The organism is Rahnella sikkimica (assembly GCF_002951615.1).
Taxonomy (GTDB): Bacteria; Pseudomonadota; Gammaproteobacteria; order Enterobacterales; family Enterobacteriaceae; genus Rahnella; species Rahnella sikkimica.
On sequence record NZ_CP019062.1, the window covers coordinates 1,404,385 to 1,428,269 of the forward strand.

The window sequence follows — 23,885 nt, forward strand, 5'->3', positions numbered from 1 at the left end:
CTTCCCCTCGTGAGAGGGGAAGGAGAAAACCAACAATCGGCCTGCATCTATCTTCCGAATTATATAGCCTCTGGCCGCTTTCAAAACGACGTCGAGTGAGGAGTGAGAAACAGCGAGAGTCTTTTTTCGAGCAGGTTCGAACCCGAGGCGAGAGAACCGCGCAGCGGCGGCGTTTGCGGCACTAACGGTAGCCGCTGAAACATAGCCAGCGAGCGGCAGCACGCAGTTTAAGAGCCCGGGATTCTCAAGGGGCGTGGCGATAGGCGCTCCTTGAGGCCAGTTTGGGCGGCAACCCAAGGTTTTGAACTTGACCTCAGGCCAGTTTGGGCGGCAACCCAAGGTTTTGACCTTGACCTAAGGCCAGTTTGGGCGGCAACCCAAGGTTTTGACCTTGACCTAAGGCCAGCTTGGGGGGCAACCCAAGATCTTAGCGCCCAATGCCCGCTCAGGCATTACTTAAAGTCCGCATACGGGACTAACGGCTGCGGCGGCATATCCAAATCCCCCTGCCATCCGCTTAAGGAATATCTCGCGTACAGCAGATAATGACTCGGTGTGTAATCCTTCGCCTGCTGGATGTCGATCCCCGCACCCACTGTCCAGTGGGAACTGACGCGGCGTTCGACCAGCGCCTGCACCGTGTAACCAAACCCGGAACCGCTGCTGCCGGTTTCAATAGCGCCTTTGTCCGGCAGAGAATCCGGAATGAGACTCTGGATCGGATACCGCTTTTCGTCGCTGGTCGATGAACGTGACCACGAAACCGAACCGCCCAGCTGCCATGACCAGTTTTCGGTACGCTGACGGTAATTCACCGGCACTGATAATGAGAAATACTGCTGCGGGCTGTAGTAACCGCCCTGTCCCAGCGTGTAGCCGCTGAGATCTTTCTGGTAATGCCACAACATCGAACTGAGGCCGACGGTCGCGCGGCGGTTGTCTTCGTTGATGACTTTGTAGTAATAGCCGCCCATCAGGCGTTCGCGGGTGTTGTCTTCGACGTTTTCACCCGTCAGCTGATGCGCGCTGACGTCTGCCCAAACGCCGTTTGCCAGCCCCTGATCGTAGCTCAGGCCGAGGCTGGCACCGGTAGCGCGAACGCCGCCCCAGGTGGTGCCGGTTCCCGGATCTTTTGCACCGGCAAAGGAAAGCAGTGAGCTTGAAACGGGACGGCGTGAAACCGTGGTTGTCCAGCCGATATCGCCCCAGTCTCCGCTGTAGGCCAGCCCGCCGACCCAGTCAACGACCGGGAAGCCCAGCGGCGTGGTGCCCAGATCCCCTTTCCATTTGTCATTTTCCCAGCCCGCGCCAAGGCTGACGCCGTTGGCCGTCTGGCTGCGGTAGCTCCGGCAATTCTGATCACTACAGGTCCCGAAACTGGCCTCGTAGTTGCCGTTTTCGTTGTCGAACGTTCCCGCGTCCATACGCACCCAGTCGGCGCGCAGGAATCCACGTCCCTGATAAACCGGCATATCAGCCTGGAACATAGTGGTGTTGGCCGTGAGATCGGATTTACCCGGCGTTCCGCTGGAGCTCCAGGAGTCAGTGTCCACCGTGAAATTCACATCCTGCTGGCGGTAAAGGTCATGCGCGTCCGTGCGGATACCGCGTTTTAACCAATCATCGCTGGCGTTGTTGCGGGTCAGGCGGGTGTAACTGTCGTTGTCCTGCGGTTGCTTGTCGGTGATCCCGCTGGCGATCATCGCCTGTTCGTAATCCTGACGCGCCAGTTGCGGCTGACCGAGCTGTTGTTCGACATTAGCGGCATTGCGGTAAATCAGCGCTTTGTCCTGCCCGGCAGGTTGAGTTCGTGCTGCGGTTTTCAGCGGCTGTAACAGTGCGGCGGCACGTGAGGTTTCGCCCACGTCAAGCCACGCCATCGCGACGCGGCGCTGCTGATTCAGGCTCATGCCTTTCAGATCGGCCGTTTGCAGCAGATGTTTCGCCTGTGATTTTTGGCCCGCCGCTAACGCGGTATCAATATTGGTGAGGGTTTTATCGAGCTGAATGCGCTGCGCCATTTCGCGCATGTTGTCGTTCCACTTCGCTTGCGGCAGCGTATGCAGATGGCGCAAAGCCGCTTCGTCACGATCGGAGCCGGAAAGGTACAACGAATAGGCGTAAACCTGTTCAGGATCTGCCGGGCGTTTTGCCGCAAGATGCGCGAAAGCAGCGTCAGCCTGCGCCGGTTCTCCGGCTTCACGCAGGGCGTTGGCGTAGTGGTAAGTCGTCCAGACATCATCCGGATTGAGCTTCAGGGCTTCGGCATAACGGTTCGCCGCCTGATTCCACTGGCGGTTAGCGACATACTTTTCGGCCTGCGCTGTGACAATGTCACTTCTCAATCCGCGTTGTTTATCAATCAGTTTGGCCTGAGACGCAGCCGGTAATGAATTGAGGTAATCAAGCGCTTTTTGTGACGACTGACGCTGATAAATATTCACCAGCCCGCGCTGGGCGCTGCTGTTATCACGTTCCAGGCGCAGCGCGTGAAGATAAGCCTGCTCCGCCTGCGGGTCATTTTTGCGTGCTACGGCCACATCGCCCAGGCCAATCAGCGCCCACGGATCGCGCGAGTCAATACGCTGCGCCTGTTTGTAGGCGGCTTCGGCCTGACTGAGCTGGTTGGCTTTCAGCGCGTTATCGCCCTGACTGATTTTCAGCCAGTAGCTGTTGGTCTGGATAAGGCTGGTCCATTTACCGGAATTATAACCGTCGGTTTCCACGGCTTTGGCCCGTTCGAAAAGATTCAGCGCCTGCTGGCGGTTACCGGCGCGGGAATACGCCAGCCCCATTGCGCCCAGCACTTCGGCGTCATTCGGTTTGGCCTGTAACGCCTGTTTAAGCGGTGCGATTGCGCCCGTTGAACCGCCCTTACTGACCTGCGCCAGCCCGCGAACGCGCGCCTGATAATGAGGATCGGCCAGCAACGCCTGCTGACGCTGAAGTTCCTGCTGCGCCGCAATCACCTGCGGGCCGGTATCAAAGGTCGCAATAAACTGTTGCAGCGCATCAACGCTGGCATTGCTTACCGGCTGGTCTTTGATTTTCGCCAGCCAGAGATCAGCGGCAGGCGAACGGCCTTCGTTGGTGGTAGCAATCTGTTTCACCAGCCCGACCGCTTTGGCATTATCGCCTTCATCAAAGGCCATCTGCGCCAGTTGCAAACGCAACTGCACATCGCCCGGATACTGGTTATTCAGCGCCTGTAACTGCGCCTGCGCGCGCGCCTTTTGCCCCGGAAGACGGGCAACCAGTTGCCAGTATTCTACGGCCAGATCTAAGGTCGGCGGCTGACCATTGAAAAGCTGATCGTACTGCGCTTTAGCTTCATCCAGACGCCCTGCTATCGCCAGCAAACGCGTCTGCTGAAGTTTCTGCTGCATCTCCGGTGAAGCGATTTTCAGGCTTAACTGTGCCTGTCGGTATTCATCAGAACCGGGTGCCACTTCTTTAATTCTTTCAAGTTGCTGCTGCGCTTTACCCTGATCGCCCTCCCGCAGGGAAAGGCGCAGACGTGCGGACAACACTTTTGGATTTTGCGGATCCATTAATTCCAGACGAAACAGTGACTGACGCACAAGGTCGTCCTGATGGCTGGCTTCGCCAACGCGGACCTGTTCCAGCAACCACTGTTCGGGTGAAACCACCGGTGCCGAAATCGACGGCGTGGCAAGCAGGGCCAGCCCTAGCGTCAGGGCCAGCCGGTTGACAATAAACGGTACTCTGCGACGCGCGTTCACAGGCTTATTCCTGGTCATCATCAGACAAGCGACGACGCGCCAGAGAACGCAGGCCGGTCCACAGCAAGATAGCCGCCAGAATCACCACAATCACCGCCATCAGCGCCAGAAGTGCCGGATGGTTTGCCATCGCATTCCACACACGTTCCCACCACGGCAGATGGCCGACATAGTAGGTATCGCCGACTTTCAGGCTGTTCACGCCGGAGTCGCGCACCACGGTCACCGAGCCAAAGACCTGTGCCCGTTGTTTCGCGTCCTGCATTGAGGTGTTGAGCATTTCAAAGCCTTTCTGCCCATTCGCCATCAGCGCCACAACGCTGCGCTGGTCATAATAAGGCGACTGCAAACCGACAATGGCCGCTATCGGCCCCTGTGCGCTGATCTGCGTACGGGTATCGACGCGCGCATCGCTGGCAGGTGCGGTATTATCCGGTAATGCAGCCTGACGGATTGGCGTATTGACCGCATCGCGCGCCGCATCCAGCAGCAGGTTGGCTTTTTTGTCATCACGCAGAGTGTCGTCGCGCATTCCCTCGGGCAGGTTGCCGATCACCAGTAAATCCGCGTCGGTGGTTTTCGCCTTCGCCGCGTCTTCCGTCAGGCTGACGCCGAGAGACGGATAGCCTGTCAGGGCACCGATATTGCCCATCGCGTCAAGTAACGTGGTGAGCTGAACAGGCTGAGGCTGCGGCTGAACCAGTACCAGCGTCTGTGACAAATCGGCCATGCGGCTGAACGGGAAACCGGCATTAGCAAACGCCCGCAGATCCGGCATCGCCATAAAGTGGCGGTAACCGGAGAAATCGATGGTGGAACTGTCGTCGATCACGACGTGGTTTGGCACGGTGGTGTACGTCTCACAGCGCCCTTCAATTCCGCTCGCCAGCAGCGAGGTGTAATCGAAGTCAAAGCGCATCTGGTTGACTGCGCCGAGTTTGAGCGCCGGTATGTTCAGGTCTTTGCTGCCATCCAGCAGGCCCTGCAAGAGCGACAAATGCAGGAGCTGCGAATCTTCGTCGTGACCGGTTTTCAGGGTTAAATCCTGCACAAACTGGTTATTCAGGCTGATGCTCAGACGGGAGGTGTTTTTCAGCTGCGGCGAGGTATAGCGATATTTCAAACGCATATCGATACCGGTGCTGTTAATCAGGAACAGATCTGGCGGCAGATTGATGTTCACGGTGATCGGGTTCGGCTGAATGCCGTCCGACTGCAACTGTTCCGCGTACTGTTTAAGCTCACCGAAGTTCATCGGACGGTCTGTCCGCACCCAGTTTGGCGCGTCGTAAGGTTGACGTGGCTGGATAGGATCAACGTTATCCACGCCCACGGTTTCGCCACGGAACAGAATATTGCCCTGCGCAATGCCTTTTACGGCCGTCAGCAGATCGTTGTCATCACGCCCCAGGATCAGCAGCATTTTGACGTAAGGATTGTCCGCGCGGCTGATCATCTGCACGACCGGCCCTTTCACCGGCGGCATGTCTTTTAGGAAATCAGGACGTTTGTCGTTGGTGGCAAACACCACCGCGTGACTGTCCGGCAACTGGTTATACAACGTCGGGAAAGACTGCCCGCGCCATTGCGCTTTGGCACCAAACCACGAGGCCAGAATGGCAGCCGCCTGTTGCTGGCTGGCGTCCGGAGACGCGGCAAACACCATCGGTAAATCCAGCGGACGGCTGTCACGCGCATCAAAGAACGGCACCGGGAAATGCGCCAGATCGTTGCTGAGCGGCAGTTTCTGGTATTGCAGGCTGAGCGAACTGCCTTTGCCGATTTCCAGCCACAGCGTGGTGTTGGCCGGGTTTTCACAGACGTTCTGATAATGGCCAATGAACTCCAGCCGGATGCGGTTGAAGTCGGTGATGTAGCGCGGATCGATGACCATCTGTAAGTGATTTTTCTTGCCCAACTGATCTTTATCAATCACTTCAACGCCCATCAGCTGGTCGTTAAGATACACCTTAAGGTGCGATTGCACCGGGATCAGCGACGGCGACGGCGTGAACTCCAGATTCAGCGTGGACTGCGTCACCACTTCGTCACTGCGCACACCAAATTCGATTTGCCCGTTAGGCTGAATACCGCGCAGGGTAATCGCCCCCGGCGTAGGCGCGACATCGGCAAACGGCAGCGTCACGTTGCGTACCGGCGCACCCGGAATAATCATCGGATTTACCGCTGGCGCAACCATCGGCAATACGACTTGCGATGCCGGTGTATTTTGCGCGACGTCGGGAGCCGGAACATTGCCTGTGCGCGCCGGAGCCTGTTCGCTAAAGGCCGGAGCCGCTGAACCCAAAGCCAATGTCATCAATGCGGATGCCATTAAAGTCGTCAAAGGAAGTCTTTTCATTGTTTTGTCATCATCAGGTTGGATTCATCAGGCTGAACGGTCAGCGGAGGATTGCGTGGCGCAAACGACAGCAACCAGCAGCCAAACGCCTGTGTTCTGGAGGCCAGCGGGCGATATTGTTTCGGGGCAATGTCCAGCATCCGCAGATAACCGCGGATCCCCAGCCCCAGCACTTCGCGCAGGCTTTCCATCGGTTTGTCTTCCGGGAAAGCGTCTTCCCGCAACACCCAGCTGTCAGCACGGGCAAAGGTACATTGAATGAAATCGATATGCTGTTGTGTGGTTAAAGGCAGAAGCTGCATACCGATGCTTTTGCCAAAGACACGGCTGATTTGCATCGGGAAAGTATATTCCTGCTGTCCCCGGTGAAGCAGTAACGTGACGTTGTCACCCGCCTGAAACTGGCTTGCACTCTCGGTTTCCAGCCCGACACCGTTGTCGGAGTAGTCCTGCACGGTACACACATAAATGTGTCCGTCCGGGCGCATTAAAGACGCGGGCATTTTGGCTTCCACGCGGTGAGCCTGACGCACCTGTTTGGATTCAAATGCCACCGCAATCGCCCCGCCCAAAATGATCATGTTGTAAATCACCCACGCCATACTCACCAGTACGGTCAGAATTTCGTCCGGGCGGCCATAGATCACGCGATAAATACCGAAAAACAGACCGGCCAGATTGAGCAGCATCAGAATCTGGTACGGGCGGCTGATTTTCCAGTCGACATACGCGTGTTTGTTCAGGCCACCTTTTGCCGTGACGTTAAAGGTCCCGGCGTGCGGATTAAACAGCGCGACGGTCGTCGGCCTGGCGATATACCACGCCAGCACGGTTTCGTAGATTTCGTTCCAGAAGGAATGGCGGTATTTGCCCTGCACCCGCGAGTTGGTCAGGCTGGCGTGGATCATGTGCGGCAGCACGTACAGCGCGATCGCCAGCGCAGGCGCATAAATGACGTAAGCGTGCAGCAGCAAAAATGCCAGCGGCGCGGTCAGGAATATGAGGCGTGGAATACCGGCCAGAAAGTGCATCATGGCGTTGGCATAACACAACCGTTGTGCCAGTTTCAGCCCTTTGCCAAACAGCGGGTTATCCAGGCGGAAAATCTGCACCATCCCGCGCGCCCAGCGGATACGCTGGCTGACGTGCGCCGACAGGCTTTCTGTTGCCAGACCGGCGGCCTGCGGAATGCGGATATACGCCGAGCTGTAGCCGTGACGGTGCATACGCAGTGAGGTGTGCGCATCTTCCGTGACGGTTTCAACCGCTATACCGCCGATTTCATCAAGCACGTCACGACGTAAAACCGCACACGAACCGCAGAAGAAACTGGCATCCCACAGGTCGTTCCCGTCCTGCACCAGCCCGTAGAACAGCTCGCCTTCATTTGGCGTGCGGCGCATACGGCCCAGGTTGCGTTCGAAAGGATCCGGCGAGAAGAAGTGATGCGGCGTCTGCAACATGCTGAGTTTTTTGTCTTTGAAGAACCAGCCGACGGTCAGTTGCAGGAAAGAACGGGTCGGTACGTGGTCGCAGTCAAAAATTGCCACCAGCTCACTTTTGGCATATTTCAGCGCGTGGTTGATGTTCCCCGCTTTCGCATGTTCATGCGTTTCGCGGGCAATATACCGGACGCCAATTTCATGGGCAAAATCGGCGAACTCCTGCCGGTTGCCGTCATCAAGCAGATAAATAGTGAGTTTCTCGCGCGGCCAGTCCAGCCCGAGTGCGGCATACAGCGTCGGTTTCACCACACTCAGATCTTCGTTATAGGTCGGGATCATCAGATCCACTGTCGGCCACGTCGATACATCCGCAGGCATCGGCACCGGTTTGCGGTTTAACGGCCAGATGGTCTGGATATACCCGAGTACCAGCACGGTCCAGGAATAGGTTTCCGCGCCCAGCAGCAGCAAGCCGCAAATCAGGCTAAGCGGATCATCCCAGTTTAACGTCGAGGTATAACGCCACCATAAGTAGCGGCAGGAAATGGTCAGCGAGAGAACAATCAGCATCAGCGCGGGGAAACGGCCCGGTATCCGCCGGATGATCATCGCAATGCTCCAGAGCAGCACCACGAAAACAAACTGAGCGATATAGCCGAAAGGCTGCGAAATACAGAACATTGCCAGCGTAATCGCCACAAGGCTGGTCAGTATGATCAGCACGCGTTTGCCAAGGCGATTCATCTTACCAATGCGGCGTGTGACACGAATTTCAAGCGGATTCAGTTTGACCTGCTTTGGCAGTGATTCGAGCCACAGAATGAATTTCTCGCGTAAACGTTGTGGCCAGCGGGCATAAACCACGCGTTCGCGCAGGCCGTTTGAAGGGATAATCACCAGCAACCACAGGCTCTGAACCACATAACGCAAAGGGTCGGCCAGACGGGGTTTGGACAGCGACAACTGAGGATACCAGCGACTGCGCTGCGCTTGCAGGTTTCGCCAGGCAGGCGATTCAAAGCGCAGGAATAGCCAGCACAAAGCAAGGCAAAAAACCATTGTTCCCGAGGCCAGCCGTGAGGCCCGGTTAGCGCGATACAACCGGTAGCGGTCTTGTAATTCAGACACCACCGGTGGCACCAGAAACAGGTTGAGCAGGCGGTTCATTTTATCGGGCCCCGCGCAAATTCAGCAGGAACCAGTTCGCCAGCGTGTTAATTTCACGGCTGATTTTACTGTTGGCTTTCCACTCACCGACCGGCTGTTTGGCCGCCAGAGATTCCGCCATCGCTTCGTCGCGGTGTAAAATTACCGGGATCATCGTCGGCAAGGTTTCCTGCCATAGCAGCAAAATGTCTTGCTGTAACTGGCTGGACGGAACGAACTGATTCACCAGATAACGACCATTTGCCGGTAAAGCGCGCTGATGAAGACGGATGTGAGATTGCGTGTCAGTGTGGAGCAAGACGAGTGTGCTGTCGGCGATAGCCTGAGCGGGCAGCGGATCGGCGGCGGGAGAATCAATCAGGATCCAGTCATAAACGCCGCTGTTCCTGAGCTGTGTGATGGCTTTTTGCCAGTCAAATTCCGGCGCACCGGCACTGTCAGCGCCCACAAAACCGTAAGGTAAAAAGTCCAGATGCGCGTGATAGCGCATGGCGGATTTTTGCCAGGGCTCACCGGCATTAACAGCAGAACACCAGCCACGCGTTTGTGTGAAAGGCATTCCGAAGTGCAGACGCAACAAATTTTCCGGTGAAAAATCTATCACCAGAACCTTTTCATTAAGTTGCGCGAGCCCCCAGGCCAGTGCTGCGGTGACTGACGTTGTTCCCGTTCCGCCACGAAAGCCCTGTAACGCAATGACAGCCATCTTATTTCTTCTCCGCGCCGTGTTTATCGTATTGCGCCAGCTCAGCCAGTAATGGCCAGCGGGACATTAGTTGCGGAATTTTTTCTTTACGGGCAACGTCCACATAATTTAATTCAGACAAAGAAAAAAGGTGACTCAGTGCAAAGAAATCGTCATCTTTTGTGGGTTCGGATTCTTCCGAGTCTACAATATTGGGTCCCACTGCTTGCCCTCCCTGCTTCAATCAAAACGCCAACGCTCCGGCACGTACAAAATTACCGCAGCCATTAGGCATTTTAGTATCAAACATTATTGTGAAGAATTATGATTATTTAATGTAGCAATGATAGAATTTATTATACTCACATTTATCAGTGTGTCCCAAGCAGACTTTTTATCAAACCCGAATACAAGCAGATTAACTATATGGCACTCTCCTTTTCATTGGGCATGAAGCAATACTGGAATGGATTAGCCCAAATGCAGGGCCGGGGACTTTACTGGGTCAACGCTGACAAACAGGAAGCCGCGTATCATCTGTGCGGACAGGCTCTTGAGGCTCAGCAGGGCGAAACTCCTGTCACCGTATTGTTCCCACAGCACAATTTAATTTGCGCTGAAGAAGAAAATAGACTAACCGATGATCACATTCTCCTCTCTCATTTGAAGCAGCACCCCAGGCAAACGTTTTATTACCAGTTAGCCAGCGGGAAGAAAGCGTTTCTTGGGTTGCCCGGCGATATTAACCGGTTGCCTCATCATGCCGCGTCTTTAATGATTCTATTACTTCCCGCCACCACCTGGCAGATGCTAAATGATAAACAATTCGCCCGCTGGGTGAGCGAAATGAGAGCAAGCGCAAATAATAAAGATGCCACGCTCCTTATTATCTGCTACGGCGCAGGTATTAATGTGGTTAAAACTCAGCTTCATTTATATCATCGCAATATATACGGTCTGGCCGATTTAAAAACTGATGTTGATCCTAATCAGTGGGGCATTTCCTGGTGGCACGACGCAACAGGTGCTGAGGCCAATACGCTCTATCCGCTGGTTCCGCGGCAGACAGGCTGGGAAATTCTGAAGAATACACCGGCATCCGTGGCCGAACAGGCGGGTGACGACCAGTGGATGTTGCTGGCCGAACGTTCCGTGCTGGAAGGCGCACCGGCACTGTCTGAGCGCTGGTTCCTGTTTGACAGCAATGAAGATCTGGTCGAAAGAGCCTCACACGCCCGTTCGGCGACAGTCATTTTTGCCCTGAGCGGTAATGACGCAGTGGAAGTGATGGCGCGCCAGATCCACCGTTTGCGTATGCAACGCGGCACGGGTTTGAAAATTGTGGTGCGTGAAATGAACTCCTCGCTGCGCTACGTGGATCAGCGTTTGCTGCAAGCCTGTGGCGCAAATCTGGTGGTTCCGCAGGCCGCGCGTCTGTCTAATTTCCTGACGCTGCTCGACGATCTGCAAAACCTCACATTCTCCCGCCATGTACAGGATGATATTGAAACGCTGCTCGACAGTCGTTTGCCGACGCACCATAAAGGCTATCTGCCGCTGCCTGTTTTTTGCAGCGTCATGAACGATATCTGGAACCACGCTTCGCTCGCCACCGAATCGCGCGGTTTGCTGATTTCACTGCGCCCTGCCGCCGGGATCAGCCCGCAGCAGGCGATGTCGCTGTGTTCCCTGCGCCGCGATGGCGATATTCTTACCGTGACCGAACGGCATCTCTATCTGTTCCTGTCGAACTGTCAGGTCAGTGATGTCGAAAACGTGCTGGCCTTCCTGTTCAACCTGCCGGTGAAAGACGTTTTCACCAGCCAGACATTCTGGAGTCAGGAGCTGGATATTCAGACCGAGGTTCGTCGTCTTGCGGCTAAACCGCCGATGGCAAAAGCCGTGACCGGCCCTGAAGCCTATGTGCCACAAAAAGCAGAACCGCTGAAACGCGCGCAGGTCCACGCCCCTGTGCCGGTGACGCTCGCGTTGAACGACGCGCCAGTTCAGCAGCAGCCGGAGTAAGCGAAATGGATATCCAGGACATTATTGAGATTTTTATTCTGGCCGCGGTGATTTTCATTCCGCTGGGATACGCCTTGCGCAGCCGCCTTCCCGGCTGGAAAAACCGTCTGGCGACACGTTTTCTTTCACCTCGTTATCTAACCCCGATGACAGTCAGCATGATCAGTAAGAACCGTAAACGTTCCGATACGCTGACTGACGCTTCTGCGGTTACTGGGAAATCCAAGACTCCACTATGAACGAACCGAATTCACCTTCACCGCGTTTGCGGATCTGGCAATCCTGGCGCGGACTTGGCGCCTGGAACTACTATTTTTTACTTAAATTCGTTCTGCTCTCACAGGGTTACCTGAATTTTGATGCGCTGAGCAATCTGGTGTTTGCCGCCGCGTTACTCTTCCCGTTGCCTTCACTGCGTCTGCACCGCTGGCGTCAGTGGCTCGCCCTGCCGTTTGGTCTGGCGCTGCTGTATCACGACACCTGGCTGCCGGGCTGGCGCTCGATTGTAAATCAGGGCGCGGACGTCGCCGGATTCAGCATGAGTTATCTGCTCGAACTGGCTGACCGTTTCATTAACTGGCAGTGGATTGCCGTCGGTTTTGCATTGCTGGTGGGTTACCTGTTTGTTTCCCAGTGGGTGCGTCTGACCACATTCACCGTGCTCGCACTGCTGTGGGTGAATTTCAGTGGCATGATTACGCCGTTTTTTGCGCATTCCCCGGCGGCCACGGTGGCGCAAAACACCGCCGTCGCGCCTGCTGCCAGCACGGCGCAGGCTGCCGGAGCCAACACAGTTAACGGCCCGCCAACCAATGCCAATCTGAGCGCTTATCTGGAGCAGTTCTACCAGAACGAAAGCCGCAAGGCGACGAAGTTCCCGGACGCACTGCCTGCCGATGCCCAGCCTTTCGACCTGCTGGTGATCAACATCTGTTCGCTGGCCTGGTCAGATCTGGACGCGGTAAATCTTGCCAGTTCACCGCTGTGGTCGCGTTTTGATTTCGTGTTCAGCAATTTCAACTCGGCGACCGCTTACAGCGGCCCGGCGTCAATTCGCCTGTTGCGCGCAAGCTGCGGTCAGACCTCGCACCACAATCTGTACCAGCCTGCCGGTGAGCAATGTTATTTGTTTGACGATCTGGCGCGTCTGGGCTTCACCAACCAGCTTGCGATGGATCACACGGGCGTGTTTGGTAATTACATCGGCAACCTGCGTGACGATGCGGACATGAAAGCCCCGCTGATGTCACAGGCGGGTCTGGGTTATGAACTGACGTCGTTCGACGGTTCACCGATTTTCAACGACGGGCAGCTGTTCACCCGCTGGCTGGAAAATCAGGAAAAAGCAGGCACGGCACGTACAGCCACCTTCTTCAACCTGATCCCGCTGCACGATGGCAACCGTTACGTGGGCAGCAATAAAGGCGCGGATTATCATAACCGTGCGCAGACCCTGCTTAATCAGCTGAATACCTTTATGGATCAGCTGGAGAAATCGGGCCGTAAAGTGATGCTGGTGGTTGTGCCGGAACACGGCGCAGCGCTGGTCGGCGATAAGATGCAGATTTCCGGTTTGCGCGATATCCCGAGCCCTGGCATTACGCACATTCCTGTCGGCGTGAAATTCTTCGGTATGCAGGCACCGCACGCGTCAACGCCGATGAAAATCGACGGCCCGAGCAGCTACATGGCGATTTCCGAAATGGTTTCCCGCGCCGTTGATGGCAAAGTCTTCACCAGCCCGACGATGGACTGGAAAACCTTCGCTTCCAACCTGCCGCAGACTCCGCTGGTTTCAGAAAATGAAAACTCGGTGGTGATGGAATATCAGGGGAAAATTTATATCCGGTTAAATGGCGGAAGCTGGGTGCCTTACCCGAGTTGAGGGGAAGCCAGACCGGGCTTCGGGGCGGTTTTTCACTTGCAGTGAGGGGCCGTAAATTGATCGAGAAAGTTTCGGTTTTACACTTGCAGCGATCGCTCAGCGGCTCGCGCCGAAACCGACCAAAGAGGCCCAGGACGGGGCCTCTTTGGAATCTCCACGTCTTTTTTACTACGCGCTATCGCTGGGCCGATGGACGTGTTCTGTGACATCTGCGTGTGGCGCGAAATCTTGCCGCTGCGCGGTGCCTTCTCTACGGGCTTCGAGCCTTGCGGTCTCGAACCCTCGGTCAGCAAAATTTCTGAGCGCGCCATCTCACCATAAAAAATACCGAGTGTTTCTTTGGTTTTTGAAAAATAAATGCCAGGGCAAGGTTGCGAACTATGAGCCTCTTGCCGCTTTCAAAACGACGTTGAGCGAGCGGTGAGAAACGGCGAGAGTCTGTTTTCGAGCTGGTTCAAACCCGAAGCGAAAGTACCGCGCAGCGGCGGCGTTTGCGGCACTAGCCGGAGTGGCTGGAACAGTGCCAGCAAGCGACAGCGCGCAGTTAAAGAGCCCGGGATTCTCAAGGGGCGCGGCGACAGGCGCTCCTTGAGGCCAGTTTGGGTGGCAACCCAAGGTTTTGAACTTGACCTTGAAGCCAGTTTGGGTGGCAACCCAAGGTTTTGAATTTGGAATTAAAAAGCGCCCCCGATGCCCGCTCAGGCATCAATCACTCGGCAAAAAGCTGATCGTACACATGTTGTAAATGCCGGCTCATCCGCGCTTTCGCGCCGGCACCATCACCCGCCAGAATGGCATCCAAAATCCCCTGATGATCGGCGTTCATCTCGCGGGCGAAATCGACTTCGGTGTAATGACTTTCAAGCCGCATAAACCGGCGGGAACGACGTTTGTCCCACAGGTATCCCATCATGTCGTGCAGGACTTCGTTGCCGGTCATTTCACTGATCATCAGATGGAAACGGCGGTCGGCTTCCAGAAAAGCATCATTGTTGGCATTCAGGCCGCTTAACTCATCGGCGATTTCTTTCAGTTTGGCTCTCTGGTCGTCCGTGCCGTTCAGCGCGGCCAGTTCGGCGGTCATTGATTCGTAAATCTGCCGCGCCCTGACCAGCGATTGCAGGCTGAACTCTTCTTCTGACGTCATCACCGGCGCGGCAGGTGTGGCCTGCGGGAGCGGGTCGTTGACGTAAACGCCGTTGCCTGTGCGGATTTCCACCCAGCCGGTGATCTCCAGCGCAATCAGCGCTTCACGTATCGATGAGCGGCTGACGCCCAGCTGTTTGGCCAAATCGCGCTCAGAAGGGATCATCGCCCCCGGCGCGAACTGGCCGGTATTAATGCAATTAATCAATACATTAGAAATCTGGCGATAGAGCCTTTCGACTTTCAGGGTGGGCAAATCCATTATTTTCTCCGTGCAGGTGCTGGATCCTAAATCTGTTATCCCGATCACATTAATGATCGGTTCGATGCTGAATCATATGTCGGTCTGATGGCCTGACCAGCAGACCACCTGACCAGACCGCGCATTAAGATTGAACTTATCACCGGCCATGCGTCAACTACATTCAGATGTCAGATAACAATTTTAAGGAAAAAACATGGAACAGACTTGGCGTTGGTACGGCCCGAATGACCCGGTTTCACTGGATGATGTGCGTCAGGCTGGCGCGACCGGCGTGGTGACCGCCCTGCACCATATCCCGAACGGTGAAGTCTGGCCGGTGGATGAAATCAAAAAACGTCAGGCGCAGCTGGAAGCTAAAGGTCTGGTGTGGTCCGTGGTAGAAAGTATTCCGGTGCATGAAGAAATCAAAACCCGCAGCGGAAACGTCGATCAGCACATCGCCAATTATCAGCAATCCATCCGTAACCTGGCGGAATGTGGCATCGACACGGTCTGCTACAACTTCATGCCGGTTCTGGACTGGACGCGTACCGATCTGGGTTATTTATTGCCGGACGGTTCCCGCGCTCTGCGTTTTGACCACATCGCGTTTGCCGCTTTCGAATTGCATCTTCTGAAACGCGAAGGCGCGAAATCTTATTACAGCGCGGAAGAACAAAAACAGGCTGCGGATTACTTTGCTGCAATGACGCAGGCAGAGAAAGACCAGCTGGTTTCCAACATTATTGCCGGTTTACCGGGCGCGGAAGAAGGCTATACGCTGGATCAGTTCCGTGCGCGTCTGGCCACTTACGACGGCATTGATAAAGCTAAACTGCGCGAAAACATGGCGCATTTCCTGCGCAGTATCGTGCCGGTTGCTGAGCAATGCGGTCTGAGCCTGGCGGTTCACCCGGATGATCCTCCGCGCCCTATCCTCGGCCTGCCGCGCATTATCTCCACCATCGAAGATATGCAATGGCTGAAAGAAACGGTCGACAGCATCCACAACGGTTTCTGTTTCTGCACCGGTTCTTACGGCGTTCGCGAAGACAATGATTTGGTGAAGATGATGACCACCTACGCAGACCGCGTTCACTTCATCCATCTGCGCGCCACCCAGCGTGAAGAGATCCCGGGCAGTTTCCACGAAGCGGATCATTTAGACGGTGATGTGGATATGGTGGCAGTCATCAAAGCCATCCTGACCGAAGAACAAACCCGCCGCAAAGCCGGTAACCTGCGCGCAATCCCGATGCGTCCGGATCACGGGCATCAGATGCTCGATGATCTGCATAAGAAGACGAATCCGGGGTACTCGGCGATCGGGCGCTTACGCGGCTTGGCGGAATTGCGCGGCGTTGAGCGGGCACTGAAGCAAAGTTTCTTCAGCGAGTAACCTCGCGGGGGGATTGCTGACCGCAGAGGTTTTGGTTTTTCACTTGCAGTGAAGGGGCTGAATTCTCTGACCGAGGAAATTTCGGTTTCTCAATTGCAGTGAAGGTGCTCATAGCGGATGGAGGAAATTTCGGTTTCTCAATTGCGGTGATCGCTCAGCGGCTGGTGCCGAAACCGAGCAAGGGAGGAAAGTGCTTTTCCTCCCTTGCATCCCTCCTCGCTTTTTTCAACACGCGCTGTCGCTGGGTCGACGGACATGTTCTGCAACACCTGCGTGTGGCGCGAAATCTTGCCGCTGCGCGGTTCCTTCATTTCGGTCTTCGAGCCTTAGGTCTCGAAACGCTCATTCAGCAAAATTTCTGAGTGCGCCATCTCACCGTTCAAAATAATCGATTTTCAGACTTCTTAGTTTATTTAAAATAATGAATAGCATGGCGAGGTTGTGAACTAAAAAGCCATTGGCCGCTTTCAAAAATCGCGCCGTAGGGAGAGGTGGAAAACCGCGAATCTTTTCGCGCGGTTTGTAACCCGACTGGCGGGAACCGCGCAGCGGCGGGATTTTGCGGCAATAGCCGTAGCTGCTGAAACATAGCCAGCCAGCGGTAGCGCGCAGTAATAAAGACGTGGAGATTCAAAAGAGGGGCCGTCTTGCCCCTCTTTTGTCGGTTTAGGCACAGCGCGTTAAGCGATCACCGCAATTGAGAAACCGAAACTTTCTCTATTCTCAGCTTTAGCGTAAATTTCGGCGCAACGAAATAAGCGATCACCGCAATTGGGAAACCGAAACTTTCTCGGTCAGAGAATTCAGCCCCTCACTGCAAGTGAAAAGCCGCCAGTTGCAGCGGCCTCTGCAAATCAGAAATGATATGAAACCTGATTCTCCTGCTCCGGCCACGGCTGCGATTTGTACGGTTTGGCCGGGTAATTAATCTCCACGCTGCGGCGGCGGAAATCACTCGGGCTCACCCCTACCCGCTTGCGGAAAACACGCGAGAAATACAACTGATCGTCATAACCCACCACGCGGCCAATGGTCGCAATCGATTCCTGGGTAGTCTGTAACAGCAGTTTGGCGCGGATCACACGCTGATCTTCACGCCAGCGCAGAATGTTGATCCCGACCTGTTCGCGGAATAAATGCGCCAGACGCGATGGCGACAGGCAAACGTGGCGTGCGACTTCATCGATGCGCAACTCACCGGCCAGATTGCCGGTAATAAACTGGCAGGCTTCGATGACGCGCGGATCCATAATCTTTTGCGGACTCTGCGGGTCTTCTTCCATTGCGCGCAGCAATAGGCGCTCCAGCAGATTCATTCCTAATTCTTCACAGAAACGACGGCCCGATTTTTGGGTTTGTTCAATGTTGGCAAATAACCGGTCGAATTCCAGCAGCAAGGTGTTATTTGGCAGGGAAAGACGCCCGACGTCGCGGGTTTTAGTGTGCCATTCCAGCCAGTCCGCCCAGTAGGCGCGCGGACGGAAATACACCCAGCGGTGATACCACGAATCGGCATTGGCCGAACGGGCGTATAAATGACGCGCTTTCGGCGGAAACAGCAAAAGGTCGCCGGGATTGCAGTAAAACGTGTCTTCACCGTCAAAGACTTTCCCCTGCCCTTTGACCGTCAGATTAAGAATGTACCCTTTCATGCCGCCGGGGCGGTCAATCGCGAAATCCAGCGGCCCGTCAGCAAGGATCGGTGTCATACCGGCGACCAGATAGGCATTGAAACTGTAACCCGGCAACAGCGGGTTTTGCTGCTGATCCTGAATCATACGGTGATACATCGAACCTCCTGAAACTTATCGTGGCTATGGACTTTTTATCTATTCTAATCGGCGGTGAAAACGCTGCCAGCAAACGTTACTAATTTGTGAACAACAACGCGTTTTTACGGCATTTAACCCCTGTAAGCGTTAAATGCCGTCGGTATTACGCGGTGAAAGCGTTATCACAAAACCGAATTAAACGGTCTTTTTCGCTTTCTGTTTATAACGGTCGAAGATCACCGCCGCCAGCAGGATCAGACCACGTACCACGTATTGTGAGAACGGAGAAATGTTCAGCAGATTCATCGCATTTTCTACGGTGCCCAGGATCAGGATGCCGGAAACCACGTAGGAAATTTTGCCGATCCCGCCTTTCAGTGAAACGCCGCCCAGCACGCAGGCGGAGATGACGATCAGCTCAAAGCCCAGAGAGGTCATTGGCTGGCCGCTGGTCATACGCGACGCCAGAATGATCCCCGCCGCCGCCGATACCAGCCCGGAGAGCACAAAGATGATGATTTTCGTGCGAACCACCGGCACACCGGCCAGGCGCGCCGCATCTTCATTACCGCCAATCGCCAGCGTGTTACGCCCGAAAGTGGTTTTGTTCAGCAGCAGACCGAAGATAATCAGGCAGCCGACAGTCAGCCAGATCGGCGCAGGCAGGCCGAACCAGTTAGCATAGCCGAGCGCGAAGAAACGTTCGTCTTCGATACCGACTGCTTTACCGTCAGAAATGATGTACGCCAGACCGCGCACAATCTGCATGGTGGCAAGTGTGGTGATCAGCGCATTGATTTTCAGGCGGGCGATAACGAAACCGTTGAGCAAACCGGTCAGCATCCCCAGCAGTAAACCGGCAGCGACGCCAATCCACAGGCTTTCAGTCATGTTGATGACCACCGCCGTGGTGACACCGGCGCAGGCAATCACCGAGGCAACGGACAGGTCGAAGTCACCGGACGCCAGGCAGAACAGCATCCCGCAGGCCACCATGCCCGACATTGAAATCGCCAGCCCCAGGCCTTTCATGTTGATGAAAGAGCTGAAGTTCGGCACGAAAACAGAACAGGCGATAAACAGCACGGCGAACACGACTAACATGCCGTAGCTGTCCCAGATACGCATCAGCCCTTGCCCGCTGCGCGACGCAGCTGAAGGTTGATCCGGTTTGGCTGAATTGGTTGTCATACTCGACATAATTTTTTTGCTCCTCAGTCAGGCAGCGTCAGGGGCAGAGTCAAGATCTGGCGTTCGCAGCATGGCGAGCCCCAGCGCTTTTTCTTCGGTTGCGTCGTCGTGCATCAGTTGTCCGGAGATGGCGCCTTCGCGCATCACCACAATTCTGTCGGCCAGACCCAGCACTTCCGGTAAATCACTGGAGGCAAACAGCACGGCAATGCCCTGTTTCGCCAGTGAGTAAATCACGTTGTAGATTTCATGCTTGGCACCGACGTCAATTCCGCGCGTCGGTTCGTCGAGCAAAATGACTTTCATGTCTTCCGACAGCCAGCGGCCAAGAATGGCTTTCTGCTGGTTGCCGCCGGACAGGTTCATGATCAGCTGCTGGTCGGACGGGGTTTTGATGTTCAGCGCTTCAATATGTTTGCGCGCATTTTTGACTTCCCAGGCGTTGTTAATCAGGCACCCCGCTTTCACCGTTTTGCGGCGGGCGCTGATGTTGATGTTGTCGCGCACAGAATGCACCGGAATGATGCCGTCGGCCTTGCGGTCTTCCGGGCACAGCATGATGCCGAGGCGGATGGCGTCAGCCGGTTTGCGGATATTCAGCGCTTCGCCGTCCAGCCGGACGGTGCCGCCGGTAATGCGCGTGCCGCCGAACAGACCTTTCATCAGCTCACTGCGCCCGGCACCCACCAGCCCGAACAGACCGACGATTTCCCCCTGACGCACGGTCAGGCTGACCGGCGTTCTCACGCCCGGCGCTTTGACGTCATCCAGCTCCAGACGGATTTCGCCGTGCGGGCGCGGCGCGTAACCGTAGATGTCATCCAGATTACGACCCACCATCGCCTGCACCAGCTTGCTGTTATCGACCTGCGTCATGTCGTCGAAAGTCCGCACGTAACGACCATCTTTGAAAACAGTGACAGCGTCACTTAATGCAAAAATTTCTTCCATTCTGTGTGAAACATACAAAATGACGCGCCCTTCGGCACGTAACTCGCGGATAACGCGGAATAATTGTTCGATTTCACGGGCAGACAGCGAGCTGGTCGGTTCGTCAAACGCAATGATTTTGGCGTTACGCGCCAGCGCTTTGGCGATTTCCACCATCTGCCACTGGCCGATGGAGAGATATTTCAGCGGCGTGTCGGGGTCGATATCCAGCCCGAGATGCTCCAGCTGGATTTTGGTTTCATAGCGCAGCAATTTACGGTTCACGAACCCGTGTTTACTCGGCAACTGCCCGAGATAAATGTTTTCTGCCACCGTCATTTCCGGCACCAGATGCAGTTCCTGATAAATGATCGCCACACCGGCATCGAGCGCATCGGTGGTGTTGTTAAACGCCACCGGCTGGCCTTTGATGTGAATATTGCCCTGCGACGGCTGATAATTTCCGCTGAGGATTTTCAGCAGCGTGGATTTGCCCGCGCCGTTTTCGCCCATCAGCGCATGAATTTGTCCGGCGTAACAATTGAATGAAATACCGTCCAGCGCTTTCACGCCCGGAAAAGTTTTGCCAATGTCATGGAATTCCAGATACGGCCTGGCCGCATCAAACTCCGTCAGTGACGGTGTCAGCAAAGGCGTCTTATTTGAAGATTGCTGAGTCATAGTGGCTACCTGGAAAATATGTGAAAGATTTCAAACCGATTACTGCACCACAGAAAACAGTCGCATTTCTTAACCGTCGTCCGGGGTGCAGTAACTCAATTCAGGTCAGGCAAAAATTACATCAGGCCTTTCTTCTTCAGTTCTTCTTTGAAGTTGTCGCGGGTAATCAATACAACATCCGTCACTTCGGTGAATTTCGGGGGTTCAACGCCTTTGGTCACCCATTCGTTCAGCATCTGGATACTTTTGTAACCGTGGATATCCGGGCTTGGTAACAGGGAGCCGTAGAAGCCGGTTTGTGCGCTTTTTGACAGCTCATTCACCGCATCCACACCGTTGATGCCGATGCCGATCACGTTCGCAGCCTTAAAGCCCTGACCTTCCGTTGCACGCACGCCACCCAGAACGGTGTTGTCGTTCATGCCGATGATCAGCCAGTTTTTTACGTCAGGATGTTGCACCAGCAGGGAGTTACCGGCATCCAGTGCGCCGGGGATGTCGTTAGATTTTGTCGGGACTTTATAGATTTGTTTTACCGGGAAACCGGCGGCTTTCAGCGCGTCCATAGAACCGGAAGTGCGGCGGCGCGCAGTGTCCAGCTCATCAGCCGTGATGGCCATAACGCCGGTGTCGGCGACTTTCCAGCCGCGTTTTTGCATTTCTTTATACAGTTCCTGGCCCTGACGTTCGCCGATTTTGGTCGCGGCCATCATGACTAATGGCACATCATCCATCGGTTTGCCTTTGGCATTCACAAACTGGTCATCGACCTGGATCACTTTCATGTCATAGCTGCGGGCCTTGGCCATAATGGCCGGGCCAAGACGCGGGTCTGGTGTGCAGATAACAAAGCCTTTCGCGCCGTTTGCCGCGAGGCTGTCAATGGCATTCAGCGTTTTTTCGCCATCCGGTACGGCAATTTTAATGACCTCAAAGTTCAGATCCTTACCGGCTTTATCAGCGAAGCGCCATTCAGTCTGGAACCACGGCTCTTCCGGCTGTTTAACCAGGAAACCCAGCTTCGGATTTTCGGCTGCCATAGCTGAATGTGACATAACGGCAGCTAAACCAACCGCCGCTAACGCCTTAGTGAATTTATGCATGATGTTCTCCGACTTTTATTGTTGTTTTTCACGATCCCGGCCCTGAATGGGAAGGTTTGCCATCGTCGTGAAAACGTTATCAGTAGCGTAAGGAAACAAATTCGGAGTGCGGCGAAGTCCGGTATATAGCGGATTTACGTCACACTCTCTTGTAAGACGCAGTCAGTTTTAGCGGTAATTTTGCAGCGAAATGTAGAGCGCTATCACACGGCGGGAAAACAGCAGGTTTGTACATAGATATAGCGATTTTAGCCAAACGCTAACATTTGACCAACCTCACAGAAACATCATGAGGAGCAGATTTGTGCATACTTCCAGCTAACGCCTCCTCACTCACTTTTTGCCATCCTCCTACTGTTAGAGCAATTCGATTCGCCGCCGTAATGACTACGGCAAACCTGAAGGAGTGAGAAAGAATGACGCAAGGTGCGATTGCTCTTGGTCTTGATTTTGGCAGCGATTCCGTCCGGGCACTGGCCGTTGATTGTCAGACCGGTGCCGAGATGGAAACCGACGTGGTTTACTACCCGCGCTGGAATGAGGGGCGCTACTGTGATGCGGCAATAAATCAGTTCCGCCACCATCCGCTTGATTATATTGAAGCGATGGAACAGGCGATTAAAAACGTCGTACAACGTCTGGGCCATGAACGCGCTGCACGCGTGATCGGTATCGGCGTCGATTCCACCGGTTCCACGCCCGCGCCGGTGGACAAAGACGGCAACATTCTGGCACTGAATCCTGAATTCGCCGAAAACCCGAACGCCATGTTCGTGTTATGGAAAGATCACACGGCAATAGAAGAAGCCGAAGAGATTAACCGTCTGTGCCGCAGCGGGGATTTCCCCGACTATTCCCGCTATATCGGCGGCGTTTACTCCTCCGAATGGTTCTGGGCCAAAATTCTCCATGTTTCCCGCGCCGACAACGCTGTCACTAAAGCCGCCGCTTCCTGGGTGGAATTGTGCGACTGGGTGCCTGCCCTGCTTTCCGGCACCACTGCGCCGGACAAAGTCGTGCGTGGCCGTTGCAGCGCCGGGCACAAAATGCTCTGGCATCCGTCGTGGGGTGGCCTGCCGCCGAAAGAGTTTTTCGCAGCACTCGACCCGTTATTAGTGGAAGACCTGCCGTATCCGCTGTTTACCGAAACCGTCACTGCCGAACAGGCCGTGGGCAAGCTTACCCCTGAATGGGCACAGCGCCTGGGTTTACCGGCGAGCGTGGTGCTTTCCGGCGGTGCGTTTGACTGCCACATGGGCGCGGTCGGTGCCGGTGCGCAGCCTTACACGCTGGTCAAAGTCATCGGTACCTCCACCTGCGACATCCTGATTGCCGATAAAGAACGCGTGAACGACCGCGCGATTGCCGGGATTTGTGGTCAGGTAGAAGGCAGCGTTGTGCCGGACATGATCGGGATGGAAGCCGGGCAATCTGCGTTTGGCGACATGTACGCGTGGTTCAGCCGCCTGCTGAGCTGGCCGCTGATTCAGGCCGCGAAGGCCCATCCGGAACTGAAAGAACAGCTCACCGCCTTACAAAAAAATCTGCTGCCCGACCTGACCGCCGCGTGGGCCGCGAATCCAAAGCTGGATCATCTGCCGCTGGTGCTCGACTGGTTTAACGGACGCCGGACGCCGTTTGCCAATCAGCGCCTGAAAGGCGTCATTACTGACATCAATCTCGGCACCGAAGCGCCGGAACTGTTCGGCGGTTTCATTGCGGCCACCGCCTTTGGTGCGCGCGCGATTATGGAATGTTTCGAACAACAGGATATTCCGGTTGAAAACGTTCTCACCCTCGGCGGTATTGCCCGTAAATCGCCGGTCATCATGCAGGTTTGCGCCGACGCCATGAACCGCCCGTTACAGATTGTCGCCTCCGATCAGTGCTGTGCGCTGGGTGCCGCCATCTTTGCCGCCGTCGCGGCCGGAGAGTTCAAAGACGTCCCTGCCGCTCAGGAAAAAATGGCGTGCAGCATCGAACGCACGTTGTTGCCGGATCCGCAGCGCGTCGAACAATACCAGCGCCTGTACGAACGTTATCAGCAATGGTGTGCCACCACTGAACCGCTGTTTGCAGCGAAAACAGCACACTGACTATTTTTTCG

15 protein-coding genes are annotated in these 23,885 nt (G+C 55.2%); 5 read left to right on the forward strand and 10 right to left on the reverse strand.

The window, feature by feature from the left end:
• Nucleotides 1–452: 452 nt before the first annotated feature.
• Genes BV494_RS06325 through bcsR form a run of 5 tightly spaced genes read right to left on the reverse strand, consistent with a single transcriptional unit; the run spans nucleotide 453 to nucleotide 9,625 of the window.
• A complete protein-coding gene (locus BV494_RS06325; protein WP_104922089.1) occupies nucleotides 453–3,743 on the reverse strand; it encodes a cellulose biosynthesis protein BcsC in 3,291 nt (1,096 codons plus the stop codon).
• 4 nt (nucleotides 3,744–3,747) lie between these two features.
• Nucleotides 3,748–6,105, reverse strand: coding sequence for a cellulose biosynthesis cyclic di-GMP-binding regulatory protein BcsB (bcsB, locus tag BV494_RS06330; protein ID WP_104922090.1), 2,358 nt, complete (start codon nucleotides 6,103–6,105; stop codon nucleotides 3,748–3,750).
• Nucleotides 6,102–8,717 carry a UDP-forming cellulose synthase catalytic subunit gene (gene bcsA / locus BV494_RS06335; RefSeq protein ID WP_104922091.1) on the reverse strand — a complete coding sequence of 872 codons (2,616 nt, stop codon included), beginning with the start codon at nucleotides 8,715–8,717 and terminating at the stop codon, nucleotides 6,102–6,104. Before bcsA ends, bcsB begins: the two co-directional genes overlap by 4 nt.
• Before the next feature lies 1 nt (nucleotide 8,718).
• The gene (gene bcsQ / locus BV494_RS06340) at nucleotides 8,719–9,423 is read right to left on the reverse strand and encodes a cellulose biosynthesis protein BcsQ (RefSeq protein ID WP_104922092.1); all 705 of its coding nucleotides are present in this window, start codon (nucleotides 9,421–9,423) and stop codon (nucleotides 8,719–8,721) included.
• Between the two features lies 1 nt (nucleotide 9,424).
• The gene (gene bcsR, locus BV494_RS06345; protein WP_104922093.1) at nucleotides 9,425–9,625 is read right to left on the reverse strand and encodes a cellulose biosynthesis protein BcsR; all 201 of its coding nucleotides are present in this window, start codon (nucleotides 9,623–9,625) and stop codon (nucleotides 9,425–9,427) included.
• Nucleotides 9,626–9,828: 203 nt separating this feature from the next.
• On the opposite strand from bcsR, the gene bcsE reads away from it, so the two are divergent.
• The 3 genes from bcsE to bcsG are packed head-to-tail and all read left to right on the forward strand — an operon-like array spanning nucleotide 9,829 to nucleotide 13,312.
• Nucleotides 9,829–11,427 (forward strand): cellulose biosynthesis protein BcsE, encoded by a 1,599-nt coding sequence (gene bcsE / locus BV494_RS06350; RefSeq protein ID WP_104922094.1) that lies wholly within the window; start codon nucleotides 9,829–9,831, stop codon nucleotides 11,425–11,427.
• Between the two features lie 5 nt (nucleotides 11,428–11,432).
• Nucleotides 11,433–11,666 (forward strand): cellulose biosynthesis protein BcsF, encoded by a 234-nt coding sequence (gene bcsF, locus BV494_RS06355; protein ID WP_104922095.1) that lies wholly within the window; start codon nucleotides 11,433–11,435, stop codon nucleotides 11,664–11,666.
• Complete coding sequence (gene bcsG / locus BV494_RS06360; RefSeq protein ID WP_104922096.1) at nucleotides 11,663–13,312, forward strand: cellulose biosynthesis protein BcsG; 1,650 nt, start codon at nucleotides 11,663–11,665, stop codon at nucleotides 13,310–13,312. Before bcsF ends, bcsG begins: the two co-directional genes overlap by 4 nt.
• A 709-nt stretch (nucleotides 13,313–14,021) precedes the next feature.
• Here the strand turns inward: bcsG and BV494_RS06365 are convergent.
• Nucleotides 14,022–14,720, reverse strand: coding sequence for a FadR/GntR family transcriptional regulator (locus BV494_RS06365; RefSeq protein WP_104922097.1), 699 nt, complete (start codon nucleotides 14,718–14,720; stop codon nucleotides 14,022–14,024).
• Nucleotides 14,721–14,916: 196 nt separating this feature from the next.
• Between BV494_RS06365 and uxuA the strand changes: the two genes are divergently transcribed.
• On the forward strand, nucleotides 14,917–16,101 hold the full coding sequence (uxuA, locus tag BV494_RS06370; RefSeq protein ID WP_104922098.1) for a mannonate dehydratase: 1,185 nt from the start codon (nucleotides 14,917–14,919) through the stop codon (nucleotides 16,099–16,101).
• An 854-nt stretch (nucleotides 16,102–16,955) separates the two neighbouring features.
• Here uxuA and araC read toward each other — a convergent pair.
• The 4 genes from araC to BV494_RS06395 form a co-directional block, all read right to left on the reverse strand.
• The gene (gene araC / locus BV494_RS06380) at nucleotides 16,956–17,891 is read right to left on the reverse strand and encodes an arabinose operon transcriptional regulator AraC (protein ID WP_104922100.1); all 936 of its coding nucleotides are present in this window, start codon (nucleotides 17,889–17,891) and stop codon (nucleotides 16,956–16,958) included.
• Between the two features lie 177 nt (nucleotides 17,892–18,068).
• Nucleotides 18,069–19,073: an L-arabinose ABC transporter permease AraH gene (gene araH, locus BV494_RS06385; RefSeq protein ID WP_101078840.1), complete on the reverse strand. Its 1,005-nt coding sequence runs from the start codon at nucleotides 19,071–19,073 to the stop codon at nucleotides 18,069–18,071.
• 18 nt (nucleotides 19,074–19,091) lie between these two features.
• Nucleotides 19,092–20,675 (reverse strand): L-arabinose ABC transporter ATP-binding protein AraG, encoded by a 1,584-nt coding sequence (gene araG / locus BV494_RS06390; RefSeq protein WP_104922101.1) that lies wholly within the window; start codon nucleotides 20,673–20,675, stop codon nucleotides 19,092–19,094.
• Between the two features lie 116 nt (nucleotides 20,676–20,791).
• Complete coding sequence (locus BV494_RS06395) at nucleotides 20,792–21,778, reverse strand: arabinose ABC transporter substrate-binding protein (protein ID WP_104922102.1); 987 nt, start codon at nucleotides 21,776–21,778, stop codon at nucleotides 20,792–20,794.
• Nucleotides 21,779–22,194: 416 nt separating this feature from the next.
• Between BV494_RS06395 and BV494_RS06400 the strand changes: the two genes are divergently transcribed.
• The gene (locus tag BV494_RS06400; RefSeq protein WP_104922103.1) at nucleotides 22,195–23,874 is read left to right on the forward strand and encodes a ribulokinase; all 1,680 of its coding nucleotides are present in this window, start codon (nucleotides 22,195–22,197) and stop codon (nucleotides 23,872–23,874) included.
• Nucleotides 23,875–23,885: the final 11 nt, after the last annotated feature.